Origin of the sequence: Massilia brevitalea (genome assembly GCF_030711405.1) — a bacterium.
Classification (GTDB): Bacteria; Pseudomonadota; Gammaproteobacteria; order Burkholderiales; family Burkholderiaceae_D; genus Telluria; species Telluria brevitalea.
In genome coordinates this window covers 21649-35867 of record NZ_JAULSI010000041.1, presented here as the reverse complement: position 1 = coordinate 35867, position 14219 = coordinate 21649, and the positions used below count along the sequence as shown (strand labels likewise).

Here is a 14219-nt window from a genome sequence, read left to right as displayed (position 1 = left end):
GCAGTTTTATGAACCGTAACAGGAGCCTTCATGTCCAACGATTATCTCTTCACTTCCGAATCCGTCTCGGAAGGCCATCCCGACAAAGTCGCCGACCAGATTTCGGACGCGATTCTCGACGCCATCCTCGAGCAGGACCCGCGCGCGCGCGTCGCTGCCGAAACGCTGTGCAATACCGGCCTCGTCGTGCTGGCAGGTGAGATCACGACCCACGCGAACGTCGATTATATCGGCGTCGCACGCAACACCATCAAGCGCATCGGCTACGACAACACCGACTTCGGCATCGACTACAAGGGCTGCGCGGTCATGGTCTGCTACGACAGGCAGTCCCCTGACATCGCCCAGGGCGTCGACGAAGGCGCTGGCCTCGATCTCGACCAGGGCGCCGGCGACCAAGGCCTGATGTTCGGCTACGCCTGCGACGAAACCGCCGAGCTGATGCCAGCCGCCATCCACTACGCCCACCGCCTGGTCGAGCGCCAGTCGCAGCTGCGCAAGGACGGCCGCCTGGCATGGCTGCGTCCGGACGCCAAGTCGCAGGTCACCCTGCGCTACGTCGACGGACGCCCGGTCGCGGTCGACACCGTGGTCCTCTCCACCCAGCACCACCCGGACGTCACCCACTCGCAGATCGAGGAAGCGGTGATCGAGGAAATCATCAAGCCGATCCTGCCGCGCGAATGGCTGCAGGGCACCAAGTACCTGGTCAACCCGACCGGCCGTTTCGTCATCGGCGGCCCGCAGGGCGACTGCGGCCTGACCGGCCGCAAGATCATCGTCGACACCTACGGCGGCGCAGCCCCGCACGGCGGCGGCGCGTTCTCGGGCAAGGACCCGTCGAAGGTCGACCGCTCGGCCGCCTACGCCGCACGCTACGTGGCGAAGAACATCGTTGCCGCCGGCCTGGCGCGCCAGTGCCAGGTGCAGGTCAGCTACGCGATCGGCGTGGCGCGTCCGATCAACATCACCGTGTACACCGAAGGCACCGGCGTGATCTCCGACGAGAAGATCGCCAAGCTGGTGATGGAACACTTCGACCTGCGCCCGAAAGGCATCGTGCAGATGCTCGACCTGCTGCGCCCGATCTACCAGAAGAGCGCCGCCTACGGCCACTTCGGCCGCGAAGAGCCCGAGTTCACCTGGGAGCGCACCGACAAGGCAGCGCTGCTGCGCGCCGAAGCCGGCCTGTCGTAATTGGTAGGGTGGGTTCTCGAACCCACCTTTCGATATGAGTGGGTTTGCCCTTGTAGGGTGGGCACCTGTGCCCACGCGGTATGGTACGCATGCATACCACTGGTATTGACGAAGGTTCGATACGTTCGACCCTCAGCTTGGAAGGCTGATGCTCTGACGGCTTCGGTCATGCCCGACTACTCAACGGTGCCACACCGCGTGGGCTCAAGAGTCCACCCTACGACATCCCGCCACATAATCATGTTGCAGGCGCAGCAAATCGGGCACCGCTGAGGTTCCTGAAACCGCCATCCGTGCTAAACTACTCCGTTCCGAGGAGCGTTGCGACGAAAAGATTCCTTTTCGCCAGGCTCGGACATCAACACCGCGCTCACGTTACTTTTTTCTAAACATTGAAAGGAGGGCGTGATGAACGCCGTACTGAAAGACACCCAAGACTTCCTCGTTGCAGACATCTCCCTGGCCTCGTGGGGCGAGAAGGAAATCCGCATCGCCGAAACCGAAATGCCGGGCCTGATGGCGATCCGCGAGGAATACGCCGCGACCCAGCCCCTGAAGGGCGCACGCATTGCCGGTTCCCTGCACATGACCATCCAGACCGCCGTGCTGATCCGCACGCTGGAAGCCCTCGGCGCGCAAGTGCGCTGGGCATCGTGCAATATCTACTCGACCCAGGACCACGCCGCCGCCGCCATCGCGTCGGTCGGCACGCCGGTGTTCGCCATCAAGGGCGAAACCCTGGACGAATACTGGGAATACACCCACCGCATCTTCGAGTGGCCAGGCGACAACCATGCGAACATGATCCTCGACGACGGCGGCGACGCAACCCTGCTGCTGCACCTGGGCACCCGCGCCGAAAAAGACATCTCCGTGCTGGCCAACCCTGGCTCGGAAGAAGAAATCTGCCTGTTCAACGCCATCAAGGGCCGCCTGGCGAAAGACCCGTCGTGGTACTCGAAGCGCCTGCCATGCATCCTGGGCGTGACCGAGGAAACCACCACCGGCGTGCACCGCCTGTACCAGATGCACCAGGAAGGAAAGCTCGCCTTCCCGGCGATCAACGTCAACGATTCCGTCACCAAGTCGAAGTTCGACAATCTGTACGGCTGCCGTGAGTCCCTGGTCGACGGCATCAAGCGCGCCACCGACGTGATGATCGCCGGCAAGGTTGCCGTCATCGCCGGTTACGGCGACGTCGGCAAGGGCTCGGCCCAGGCCATGCGCGCCCTGTCGGCGCAAGTGTGGGTCACCGAAATCGACCCGATCTGCGCACTGCAGGCGGCGATGGAAGGCTACCGCGTCGTGACCATGGACTACGCTGCCGAACACGGCGACATCTTCGTCACCTGCACCGGCAACTACCACGTCATCACCGAGCAGCACATGCTCAAGATGAAGGACCAGGCGATCGTCTGCAACATCGGCCACTTCGATAACGAAATCGAAGTCGCGGCGATCAAGAAGTACGAGTGGGAAAACATCAAGCCGCAAGTCGACCACGTGATCTTCCCGGATGGCAAGCGCATCATCCTGCTGGCCGAAGGCCGCCTGGTGAACCTGGGCTGCGGTACCGGTCACCCGTCGTACGTGATGAGCTCGTCGTTCGCGAACCAGACCATCGCCCAGATCGAGCTGTTCGCCAACACGGCCAACTACCCGGTCGGCGTCTACACGCTGCCGAAGCACCTGGACGAAAAGGTCGCGCGCCTGCAGCTGAAGAAGCTCAACGCCCAGCTGACCACGCTGACCGAAGAGCAGGCTGCCTACATCTCGGTAAGCCAGGCTGGTCCGTACAAGCCGGATCACTACCGCTATTAATTAACAACGGCGCGGTAGCGGCGCTAAGTAGCAGTAATGCGGGCGCCGCGTGCGCCCGCGCATGGGCAGGCATGGCCGCCCATGGCGGATCATGCCCTTGTCATATGGCGATGGCATGATCCGTGTCTTCCTACCCAATAACAAGAAACGCACCACGAAAGAAGTTGAACATGCGCCTGCTCCTGACCTGGCTGATCAACGCTGCTGCGCTGATGGCCCTGCCTTACCTGATGCACTCCGTCGCTGTCAGCAATGTCGGCACCGCCCTGATCGCCGCGCTGGTGCTGGGCCTGGTCAACACGCTGATCCGGCCCCTGCTGGTATTGTTGACCTTGCCCGTCACGCTGCTGTCGATGGGCTTGTTTATCCTGGTTATCAACGCCTTGCTGTTCTGGCTGGTGTCGCACTGGGTGAGCGGTTTCGAGGTGGCGGGTTTCTGGTCGGCCTTCCTGGCAGCTATCCTGTACAGCATCATTTCGTGGGCACTTTCTACCTTGCTCCTGAAAGACGATGGAAACGCATAATTTCAGCATCGAGTTCTTCCCGCCCAAGACCCCCGAAGGCGTGGAAAAACTGCGCGTCACGCGCCGCAAGCTGGCCGAACTGAACCCGACGTATTTTTCGGTGACCTTCGGCGCCGGCGGGTCGACCCAGCAGGGCACCCTCGATACCGTGCTCGACATCATGGCCGATGGCCATGCCGCGGCGCCCCACCTGTCCTGCATCGGCGCCACGCGCGCGTCGATCCGCGCCATCCTGCAGCAATTCCAGCAGCAGGGCATCCGGCGCCTGGTGGCGCTGCGCGGCGATTTGCCGAGCGGCTATGGCGGCGCCGGCGAACTGCGCTACGCCAATGAACTGGTGGAATTCATTCGCCAGGAAACCGGCGACTGGTTCCACATCGAGGTGGCGGCCTATCCGGAAATGCATCCGCAGGCCCGTTCGCCCCAGGACGACCTGCAGAACTTCGCACGCAAGATCGGCGCCGGCGCAAATGCCGCGATCACCCAGTACTTCTACAATGCCGACGCCTATTTCCAGTTCGCCGACAATGTACGCAAGCTGGGCATCGAGGTGCCGATCGTGGCCGGCATCATGCCGATCACGAACTACACGCAGTTGATGCGTTTTTCCGACATGTGCGGCGCCGAGATTCCGCGCTGGGTGCGTTTGAAGCTGGCCAGCTTCGGCGACGACAGCGCCTCGATCAAGGCCTTTGGCCTGGACGTGGTAACGGACCTGGCCGAGCGCCTGCTGGCCGGCGGTGCGCCCGGCCTGCACTTCTACAGCATGAACCAGGCGGCGGCCACCACCGCCATCTGGCAGCGCCTGACGGGAAAATAAGTCGTTCCGGCAGAAGCACCGCAATACGATAATCCCGGCAGCGCGGCAAGCGTTGCCGGGATTTTTTATGCGACGCACTTTCCACGGCTTTGTTTCACCGCTTATTCGGCTGCTTATTCCACATCCGTCGCTTCGGTCACGATCAGGTCGAGCGGCAGGTCGTGCACATCCACCTCGAACTGCGCCGTCTGGCAGTCATAGGCCACGCCCAGCGTCGCCGGCCGTATGTCGCCGGCCAGGGTCCGGTCATAGAAGCCGCCGCCATAGCCGAGCCGGTAGCCGTTTGCGTCGAAACCAAGGCAGGGTACCAGCAGCGCCGGCGGCCGGTCGACGAAGCGCAAACTGGCCGGCACCGCAATGCCGGTCAAGTCCGTTCCCATCGCTTCACCCGGCGTCCAGGCGGCAAAAGCCAGTGGCGCATGGCGCTGCAGCACTACCGGCAAGGCCAGTGCCGCGCCGTCCAGGGACAGGGCGCGGTAGAGATCGTGCAGATCAGGCTCCCCGCCGAGCGGCCAGTATACGGCCAGCAATGGTGGACGGGTACGGCGCCACCAGGCCAGCACCTGCGCGCCGATGCGCCGGTCGGCATCGCGCTTGTCGTCACCAGCCAGCGCGGCACGTTGGGATTTGAGGTGTTTGCGCAACGCTGCCTTGGCCGCAGCTGCGGTTGCCTGGTCCAGGCTCGTCCCGCTTGAGGCGTTCTCTGGCGGCACGATTGATGTGCGTGGTATTCTTGATTCGCCGGTCATGTTATCGAATGAGGGTAGAACAGCTGTGTTTTTGCTTCCAAGGAAATTGATCTCCGGCGCAGTGCTTGCAACCATCAGTGTTGCATCCACCAGTTTCGCCGCCGCTACCGTTGCCGCCGCCAATCTTGCCATCGAGGCCGAGGCACCGCCGGCGGCAACTTCTCCCGTACCGGGCGCTACCGCGGTTCCTGCCGCGCCTGCCTCTATCTCGGCCGCCGTATCGGCCAACGAGGCATCCCGCGCCGACGACGACACCTTCCTGCTGCTGCGCGAAGCCGCGCGCCAGAACAACGCCGCCCGCACGCATGCCCTGGCGTCGCGCCTGCCGAACTACGTGTTGCCCGGCTACGTCGAATATTATCGTCTGAAACCGCGCTTGCGCGAGGCCACGCAGGATGAGGTCCTCGGCGTGCTGCGCCGTTTCGAGGGCAGCGCCGTGGCCGACCGCCTGCGCACCGACTGGATGCTCGAACTCGGGCGCCAGCGCGAATGGAACCTGTTCGAGCGCGAAATGGCCCTGCTCACGCGCAGCGACGACCTGCAAGTGCGCTGCTATGCCTTGCTGGCGCGTGCCCTGCGTGGCGAGCGCGTGGCCGATGAAGCGCGTGCCTTGCTGGTCAACCCGCCTGCCTACGGCGAAGGCTGCGCGGCACTGATGACCCAGCTGTCGCAATTGAACGGGTTCAGCCAGGCCGACCTGCTGGCCCAGCTGCGCCTGGCCGGCGAAACCGGCGCCACCGGCCCCTCGCGCCGCATCGCCGCGCTGCTCGGCGCCTCCGACACGCGCGCCGCCCAGGCGGTCGACGTGCCGGCCGTGGCCATGGCGCGCGGCATCGGCGCGAATCGCGTCGAACACGAAATCTACCTGGTGGCCCTGGGCCGCATGGCGCGCACCAGCCTGAAGCTGGCCACCGTCGCCCTGGAAAAGAACAGCAGTAAACTCAGCGCGGAAGAAAGGGCAATCGGCTGGGCGAATGTGGCGCTGGCTGCGTCGATCGTCCTGTCGAACGATGCCCATGATTACTGGAAGCGCGCCGCCGGTGCACCGCTGACCAATTTCCAGCTCGAATGGAAAACCCGCATGGCGCTGCGCCGCGGCGACTGGGCGACGGTGGCCGCCACCATCGACGCCATGCCGCCGGCGCTGGCCGCCGAGTCCGGCTGGATCTATTGGCGCGGCCGCGCCCACGATGCCCAGGGCCGCAAGGAAGATGCGCAGGCCCTGTACCGCCGCATCGCGACCCCGAACAATTTCTATGGCCAGCTGGCGACCGAAGAATTGGGCGAACTGGTGAGCACGCCGCCGCTGGCCGCGCCGCCCACGCCGGGAGAAGTGGCCTACGTGGCGGCGCTGCCGGCGATGCGCCAGGCCCTGAAGTTCTACGAACTGCGTTTGCGCGCCGAGGGCAACCGCGAATGGAACTGGGCGCTGCGCAATTTGTCGGAGCGCCAGCTGCTGGCCGCCGCCGAGTATGCGCGCCGCAACGAGCTGCTCGACCGCATGGTCGAAACCTCGCTGCGCACGCGTAACGAGCTCGACTTCAACCAGCGCTTCCCGGCCCCGCACAACGACATCCTGCAGCCGGCAGCTAAAAACCTTTCGCTCGACACCGCCTGGGTCTACGGCCTGATCCGCCAGGAATCGCGCTTCGTCAGCGATGCACGCTCGGGCGTGGGCGCCGCCGGCCTGATGCAGGTGATGCCGGCCACCGGCAAGTGGGTGGCGGCAAAGATCGGCTTGACCGACTTCGTGCACGACATGCTGCACGACGCGCGCACCAACATTACGCTGGGCACCAACTACATGAACATGGTGCTGGAAAACAATGGTGGTTCGCAGGTGCTGGCCACTGCCGCCTACAACGCCGGCCCGGGGCGTTCGCGCACCTGGCGCGGCGTGCTCGACGCGCCGATGGAAGGCGCGGTCTTCGTCGAGTCGATTCCGTTCTCGGAAACCCGAACCTATGTGCGCAACGTGATGTCGAATGCAACGAACTATGCCGCTTTGTTCGACAAGCGGCCGCAATCGCTCAAGGCGCGCCTGGGCACCATCGCACCGCGGGGAGGCTCGGGCGCCTTGCCTTGATTTGCCCTGAGTTATCCTGCATTGCCTTTTTGGCGAGGCCTCCATGCGCGACCTGTCGGTGGTGGTATTCGGCGGTACCGGTTTCATCGGCAACCACTTGCTGGCGCTGCTGGCCGAGGAGAGCATCCCGGTACTGGTCGCCGCGCGCCACCCCGAGCGCGTGCGCCACCTGAGCATGCTGCCCGGTGTCGACGTGGTCGAGGCCGACATCCACGACGACGCCACCCTGCGCCGCCTGCTGGCCGGGCAGACGAGCGCAATCAACCTGGCCGGCATCCTGCACGGCAGCCGCGGCCGTCCCTACGGCCCCGAATTCCGGCGCCTGCACGTGGACCTGCCGCGCCGCATCGCCGAAGCCTGCGCGGTAAGCGGGGTCGGGCACTACCTGCACATGAGCGCCCTGGGGGCCAACATCGACGGCCCCTCGATGTACGCGCGCTCGAAGGCCGACGGCGAACTGGCCGCACGCAGCCAGCCCGAGGTTGCCGCCACCATTTTCCGCCCCTCGGTGGTGTTCGGGCCGGGCGACCATTTCCTCACCGTGTACACGCGCCTGCAGCGGCGCTTCCCGGTGATTCCCCTGGCCTGCGCGAATGCCGTGTTCCAGCCGGTCTACGTGTGCGACGTGGCCCGCGCCTTTTTGCATGCGCTGCGCGACCCGGCCACGCGCCAGCAGGTGTACCAGCTCGGCGGGCCGAACGTCTACACGCTGGCCGAGCTGGTGCGCCTGGCCGGGCGTTATGCCGGCTGCGAGCGTCCCATCGTCGAATTGCCCGAGCGGCTGGCGCGTCTCCAGGCACGGCTGTTCGAGCGGCTGCCGGGCGAACCTGTCCTCACCCGCGACAACCTCGACTCGATGCGCGTCGATAACGTGATCGACCCGGCGGTCCAGGACTTGACAGCGGCGGCGCTGGGAATCAAGCTCACTCCGCTCGAGTCGGTCGCCCCGCATTACCTGGCGCCGGGCGAACCCCTCGACCGCCTGCGCGCCCGCGCCGGCCGCTAACCGTATTTATTCTTTCTCCCTGGACAGGAACCCCATGCAGACCACGGAACTCGACCCGACCCTCAGCGATGCACTGAACAAGGCGCGCCAGCCCGGCCTCACGCTCGTCATCGGCAACAAGAACATCTCGTCGTGGTCGATGCGGCCCTGGGTGGCGGCGGTCGCCTTCAACATTCCGTTCACCGAAGTGCGCCTGCTGCTCGACCAGCCCGACACCGCCACCAACATCGCCAACTATTCGCAGGCGGGCCGGGTGCCGGTGCTGCTGGCCGGCGAGATGACGATCTGGGACAGCCTGGCCATCTGCGAATACCTGGCCGAGCAGTTCCCCGACAAGCACCTGTGGCCGCAGGACGTGGCCGCGCGCGCCATGGCGCGTTCGATCAGCGCCGAGATGCACGCGGGCTTCGCCGCCCTGCGCAACGACATGTCGATGAACATCCAGGCCAGCTTGCCGGGCCGCGGCCGCACGCCGGGCGCCCAGGCAGACATCGGCCGCATCTGCGAGATCTGGGAAGAATGCCTGGCGCGCTACGGCCACCACGAATACCTGTTCGGCGACTTTTCCATCGCCGACGCCTTTTATGCGCCGGTGGTCACGCGCTTCAAGACCTATGGCGTGGCGCTGGCGCCGGCCCTGCAGGCGTATTGCGACCGCGTGCTGGCCCACCCTGCGGTGGCGCGCTGGGTGCGCGAAGCCATGCTGGAAACCGATCCGACCCCGCTCCACGACGCGGACCTGCCGCGCGCATGAGCATGAAGATCTACGTTGTCGGCGGCGCCGTGCGCGACGCGCTGCTCGGCCTGCCGGTGCAGGACCACGACCACGTCGTGGTCGGCGCCACCCCCGAGCAGATGGTGGCTGCGGGTTTCCGCCCGGTGGGCAAGGACTTTCCCGTGTTCCTGCATCCGAAGACCCAGGAAGAATATGCGCTGGCGCGCACCGAGCGCAAGACCGCGCCGGGCTACCACGGCTTCGTATTCCACACCTCGCCCGACGTCACGCTGGAAGACGACCTGGTGCGGCGCGACCTCACCGTCAACGCCATGGCCCGTGGCGACGATGGCATCGTCGTCGACCCCTACGGCGGGCGGCGCGACCTGGAAGCGCGCCTGTTCCGCCATGTGTCCGAGGCCTTTGCCGAAGACCCGGTGCGCATCCTGCGCGTAGCGCGCTTCGCGGCCCGCTTTGCCGACTTCCGCGTGGCCGAGGAAACGAATGCGCTGATGCGCGCCATGGTGGAGGCGGGGGAGGCCGATGCGCTGGTGCCCGAGCGCGTCTGGCAGGAGATCGCGCGCGGCCTGATGGAAGAGCGGCCCTCGCGCATGTTCGCGGTGTTGCGCGACTGCGGCGCGCTGGAGCGCATCATGCCCGAACTCGATGCGCTGTGGGACATGCCGCACCCGCTGGAAGCGGACAGCGGTGTCCGCGCCATGCGCGTGATCGACCATGCCGCCGCGGGCGGACACACGCTGGCGGTGCGCTTAGCCGCGCTGGTGCTGGACGTGGCGGCCATCGACAGCCTGTGCGCGCGCCTGAAAGTGCCGAACGACTGCCGCGACCTGGCCCTGATGACGGCGCGCGAGCATGGCGCCATCGGCGCCGTCCAGGGCGAGCCGGCCGAGCGCCTGGCCGCGCTGTTCGCGCGCTGCGACGCCTACCGCAAGCCGGAGCGTTTTGCCGACATGCTGCTGGCGCTTGAGTGCGCCACGCTGGGCGGCGCCTATCCACAGCGTCCCTGGCTGCTCGGCGCCCTGGGCGCGGCGCGCGGCGTGAACGCCGGCGAGGTCGCCGCCCGCTGCGGCGCGGACAAGGCGAAGATTCCGGAAGCCGTGCTGGCCGCGCGTGTAGAGGCCGTGCGCACGTGGATGGGGCAGGCGCCCGAATCTGCGACCTAAGGCGGCTGCATAAAATATAGACAGCCGCGTCCGCACTTCGTATAGTCGAGCTCTTCATGGGCTTGCGGAGAAGCGGATGAACCGGATCGGCGCAAAAGCGGGCTGGCAGGCGGTGCCCGGCGGGGTTTATGGCCTGGTGCTGGCCTTTGCCGCCGTGTCGTCGCTGGTGCGCGCCGCCGCCATGTTCGGGCCCACTGCCTGGCGCGGCCTGTTCATGCTGGTGTGTATCGCCATGGCGCTGCTGCCCTGGCTGCTGCTGGACCGCAGCGGCCGGCGCGCCATCGGCCTGCAGCGTCCCATCCACCCGTCCTGGCTCCTTGCCGGCTTGGCAGTCGGCGCCCTGGCGGCCAGCTTCTGCTACTGGCTCGGCGCCACGCTCTACGGCACGGGGCCGGACAATTGGTACATCAGCGTCGCCCGCAACTACCAGCTGCAGCCGACCGCCGGCTGGAGCCTCGTGCAGCTGCACCTGGTATTCACCTCGGTGGCCATCCTGTTCAGCCCCATCGGCGAAGAGATCTTCTTTCGCGGCCTGCTGCAACAGGTGCTGGAAGAACGCCATGGCGCCACCCGCGCCACCCTCGGCGAGGCCGCCTGGTTCGCCCTGGTCCACCTGTGCCACCACGGCATCCTGGCAACGAGCTTGGGGTGGACCATCCTGCCGGTATCCGGCGCCCTGTGGGTGGCACAGATGTTCCTGCTGTCGCTGGCTTTTGCCTGGCTGCGCAGGCGCAGCGACTCCATCTGGTCCGCCGTCCTGGCGCACGCCGCCTTCAACGCCGCCATGAACGGCTGGATATTCGCCCGCCTCTGGCCGGCCTGACGCGTCGCTCGATTTGTACTGGGCTCGTCGCTCAACTCTTCCGTTAACTCTTGTTACAAGCGCGTGCGCGAACGGCCCCACGCTTGCGCTATGCTCCTCCCACTATGGGTAAATTGTTACGTTGGTCGGACCAGGTATTTGCCGGCACCATGCGCCGGATGGAGGCGCTGCATCCACGCAGGCGTCTGCAGTTCGTCGCGGGCGCGGCGGCGGTGCTGATCGCGCTGCTGGCGGTGCTGTACACGCGCACCACCGGGGTCGACGTCGACAACCAGAACCGCGTGATATTCCAGCTGCACGAGCTGCAGCAGCTCGACGCCGGCTGGGATGCCGACCTGCTGCGCGCCCACATCGGCAGCGGCCTGGCCGACGCGCGCCTGGCCGCGCCGGTGGCGCAGATGCGCGAACTGATGGGCGACCTGGAAGACGCGCTGCCGCCCACGCGCGACCGCGCCGCGCGCCAGGCGCATACGGCGCTGGCCGCGTCGCTGCGCATGAAGGCCGACCTGGTGGCCGAGTTCCGCAGCCTGAACCCGCCGCTGCGCGCCGCCCTGCAGTCGCTGCCGCCGGCGCTGGCCGACCTGAAGACGGAACTGGGCGGCATCGAGGGCGCGCTGGCGCCGGGCCGCGTGGTGGTGCGCATCGACGCGCTGCTCAACGACCTGCTGGCCGACACCCTGCGCTACAATCTGGCGCCGACCCCGGGCCTGGCCCGGCGCATCGAGATCACCCTGGCCCAGATCGAGCCGCAGAAGTCGCGCTTTTCGCAGGCCATCATGGACGGGATCGACGCCCTGGCGCGCGACACCCGCACCATCCTGGCCAACCGCCCGCGCGAGAACGAACTCGAGGCGCAGATCGCCGCACTGGGCACCGGCGAAGCGATGGCGCGCCTGGGCCGCGAATTCGACCGCGCCTTCCAGGCCGAGGTGCTGGAGCGCCAGCGCTACCGCGGTTTCCTGTTCGGCTATTCGATCCTGCTGCTGGCACTGCTGGCCTATGCCGGCTGGCGCCTGCGCCGCAGCTACCGCATCATCAACGACGTCAACCACCGTTTGAAGGCGGCCAACGACACCCTGGAACACCGCGTGGCCGAGCGCACCGCCGAGCTGGAAGAGCAGTCGAAGAAGCTGGCGCGCCTGGCCCAGCACGACAGCCTGACAGGCCTGGTGAACTATGGCCAGTTGACCCGGCTGCTGGAACTGTCGCTGGTGCGCGCGGCGCGGCGCGACAGCACGGTGGCCGCCATGTTCATCGACCTCGACGGCTTCAAGGGCGTGAACGACACCTGGGGCCATGCCACCGGCGACCTGGTGCTGCAACTGGTGGCGCGCCGCGTGCAGAAGGTGCTGCGCGCCGAGGACGTGCTGGCGCGCCTTGGCGGCGACGAATTCGTGATCATGCTCGAAGGCGTCGGCACGCCGGACGGGGCGCTGCGCGTTGCGCAGACGGTGCTCAATGAAATCGAAGGCATCGTGGAAGCCGACGGCAATCCGGTGCGGATCTCGGCCAGCATCGGCATCGCCAGCGCACGCGGCCGCGCCGGCGCCGAGAGTGGCGCGGCGGCCCTGCTGGCCGACGCCGACAAGGCCATGTACGCGGCAAAGCAGGCCGGCAAGGGTACCTTCATCATCGGCCCGAATGCGCAGTGGGGCAGCCTTGATACCGATGCGGGATCCGGTAAGTGATGGGCTAGAATAGGGGCATGTCCGAGAACCCGCGCCGCGCAAATCCACTCACGCATTGGCTGGCCAGCCTGGCCGGCAAGACCGACCGTCCGGCTGTCCTGGTCAAGGCGCTGGGCAAGCGCGACCGCCGCCGCATGCTCAAGCATTTTTTGGCGCTCGACACGAGCGACCGCCTGCTGCGCTTCGGCACCGTCCTGCCCGACGAGCAGGTCCACGCCTATGTGAACAAGATCGATTTTTCGCGCGACATCGTGTTCGGTGTGTTCAGCAATGTGTTCCAGCTGGTCGGCGTCGGCCACCTGGCCTTCGGGCCGGCCGAACCGGGGCGCTCGGCGAATACGAGCAAGGCGCGGGTGGCCGAATTCGGCGTGTCGGTCTCAAACAGCGCGCGCGGGCAGGGCGTGGGCACGCGCCTGTTCCAGCGCGCTTCCATCCACTGCCGCAATTCCGATATCGACACCCTGTACATGCAGTGCCTGTCGACCAACCGCACCATGATGCACATCGCGAAGAAGGCGGGCATGGAAATCAAGCGCGAATACGGCGAGGCCGACGCCTACCTGCACCTGCCACCGCCCAGCCCGGGCAGCGTGATGCGCGAGGCGCTGGACGAACAGCTGGCGGTGATCGATTACACCGTGAAGGCAAATGCGAGGGCGGCGGTGAAGTGGTTTACGCCCAGGAAGCGCACCAAGTAAGGCGTTTGCCGTTGTAGGGTGGGCACCTGTGCCCACGCGGTAGAACGCATGATGAATCGAAAAGCGTCGCGAAGCCGCCGTTTCCGCCGCCTGGCGGGATACATTTCGAGGTGTATCCGTGGTACCGCGTGGGCACAGGTGCCCACCCTACGACACCCACGAACATCGACGCAACCGCGATCACCTTGTCGGCGGCGCCTCGATCGGCAGCGCCGTCGTCTCCTTGATCCGCTGCAGCGCAAAGCTCGACTTCACGTCCAGCACCGACGGGTGGCGCAGGAGCGTGGCCATCATGAAGCGCGAGAAGTGGTCCATGTCTTCCACGTGCACGCGCAGCAGGAAGTCCATGTCCCCGGTCATCGCATAGCAGGCCACCACTTCCGGCCAGGCCGCCACTGCCTGGGCGAATTCGAAGCGCGGCGAGGTGGCCGGCACGCGCGAGTTGGCCGGGCCTTCGCTGTGCTTTTCCAGGCGCACGTTCACATAGGCCAGGAGGCCCAGCCCGATCTTGTCGGGGTCGACCAGGGCCACGTACTGGCGGATCACGCCGGCTTCTTCGAGGCGCTTGATGCGGCGCAGGCAGGGCGAGGGCGACAGGTTCACGCGCTCGGCCACGTCCTGGTTCGACAGCCGTCCATCGGCCTGGAGGATTTCCAGGATCTTGCGGTCTGTTTTATCGAGCTCGATCTTTGACATAAATTTTCCTTCCATTCTATACAGCCGCAATTTTATTGCGCATTAGCTCCGGCGTGGGGAATTGATTGGTATTTAATGCCGGGGGCACGAGACTATACTGTCGCCATTCACGGAGGAGACATCTCCGTCGGCGCCACCAACAATAAAAACCGGCGCCAACACTGGAGGACGAGGGAAAAACAAGCGGGAACAGCCAGCCTGCCCGGCAGGAT

13 protein-coding genes and 1 riboswitch are annotated in these 14219 nt (G+C 66.1%); of the genes, 11 read left to right on the top strand and 2 right to left on the bottom strand.

Going from position 1 to position 14219, the window contains the following annotated elements; genetic code table 11:
* Window positions 1-30 precede the first annotated feature (30 nt).
* The 4 genes from metK to metF all read left to right on the top strand — a co-directional run bounded on the left by metK (window position 31) and on the right by metF (window position 4362).
* Window positions 31-1197, top strand: coding sequence for a methionine adenosyltransferase (metK, locus tag QWL29_RS21510; protein ID WP_305824919.1), 1167 nt, complete (start codon window positions 31-33; stop codon window positions 1195-1197).
* Between the two features lie 307 nt (window positions 1198-1504).
* Window positions 1505-1576: riboswitch (S-adenosyl-L-homocysteine riboswitch) on the top strand.
* Between the two features lie 29 nt (window positions 1577-1605).
* Complete coding sequence (gene ahcY, locus QWL29_RS21505) at window positions 1606-3018, top strand: adenosylhomocysteinase (protein ID WP_305824918.1); 1413 nt, start codon at window positions 1606-1608, stop codon at window positions 3016-3018.
* A 170-nt stretch (window positions 3019-3188) separates the two neighbouring features.
* A complete protein-coding gene (locus QWL29_RS21500) occupies window positions 3189-3542 on the top strand; it encodes a phage holin family protein (protein WP_229436013.1) in 354 nt (117 codons plus the stop codon).
* Window positions 3529-4362 (top strand): methylenetetrahydrofolate reductase [NAD(P)H], encoded by an 834-nt coding sequence (gene metF / locus QWL29_RS21495; RefSeq protein WP_305824917.1) that lies wholly within the window; start codon window positions 3529-3531, stop codon window positions 4360-4362. Before QWL29_RS21500 ends, metF begins: the two co-directional genes overlap by 14 nt.
* Window positions 4363-4475: 113 nt before the next feature.
* On the opposite strand, the gene QWL29_RS21490 is transcribed toward metF, so the two are convergent.
* On the bottom strand, window positions 4476-5111 hold the full coding sequence (locus QWL29_RS21490) for a 5-formyltetrahydrofolate cyclo-ligase (RefSeq protein WP_502572779.1): 636 nt from the start codon (window positions 5109-5111) through the stop codon (window positions 4476-4478).
* 61 nt (window positions 5112-5172) lie between these two features.
* Here QWL29_RS21490 and QWL29_RS21485 point away from each other — a divergent pair, with 61 nt between their 5' ends.
* From QWL29_RS21485 to QWL29_RS21455, 7 genes are all read left to right on the top strand, one after another.
* Window positions 5173-7197, top strand: a complete 2025-nt coding sequence (locus QWL29_RS21485; protein ID WP_370663730.1) for a lytic transglycosylase domain-containing protein — start codon at window positions 5173-5175, stop codon at window positions 7195-7197.
* 43 nt (window positions 7198-7240) lie between these two features.
* Window positions 7241-8203, top strand: a complete 963-nt coding sequence (locus tag QWL29_RS21480) for a complex I NDUFA9 subunit family protein (RefSeq protein ID WP_305824914.1) — start codon at window positions 7241-7243, stop codon at window positions 8201-8203.
* Between the two features lie 34 nt (window positions 8204-8237).
* Window positions 8238-8957: a glutathione S-transferase family protein gene (locus tag QWL29_RS21475; protein WP_305824913.1), complete on the top strand. Its 720-nt coding sequence runs from the start codon at window positions 8238-8240 to the stop codon at window positions 8955-8957.
* A 2-nt stretch (window positions 8958-8959) separates the two neighbouring features.
* Window positions 8960-10102, top strand: coding sequence for a tRNA nucleotidyltransferase/poly(A) polymerase-related protein (locus tag QWL29_RS21470; RefSeq protein ID WP_305824912.1), 1143 nt, complete (start codon window positions 8960-8962; stop codon window positions 10100-10102).
* 76 nt (window positions 10103-10178) lie between these two features.
* Window positions 10179-10925, top strand: coding sequence for a CPBP family intramembrane glutamic endopeptidase (locus tag QWL29_RS21465; RefSeq protein ID WP_305824911.1), 747 nt, complete (start codon window positions 10179-10181; stop codon window positions 10923-10925).
* 104 nt (window positions 10926-11029) lie between these two features.
* On the top strand, window positions 11030-12613 hold the full coding sequence (locus QWL29_RS21460; protein ID WP_305824910.1) for a DAHL domain-containing protein: 1584 nt from the start codon (window positions 11030-11032) through the stop codon (window positions 12611-12613).
* Between the two features lie 17 nt (window positions 12614-12630).
* A complete protein-coding gene (locus tag QWL29_RS21455; RefSeq protein ID WP_305824909.1) occupies window positions 12631-13311 on the top strand; it encodes a GNAT family N-acetyltransferase in 681 nt (226 codons plus the stop codon).
* 180 nt (window positions 13312-13491) lie between these two features.
* On the opposite strand, the gene QWL29_RS21450 is transcribed toward QWL29_RS21455, so the two are convergent.
* Window positions 13492-14007 carry an Lrp/AsnC family transcriptional regulator gene (locus QWL29_RS21450; RefSeq protein WP_305824908.1) on the bottom strand — a complete coding sequence of 172 codons (516 nt, stop codon included), beginning with the start codon at window positions 14005-14007 and terminating at the stop codon, window positions 13492-13494.
* Window positions 14008-14219 lie beyond the last annotated feature (212 nt).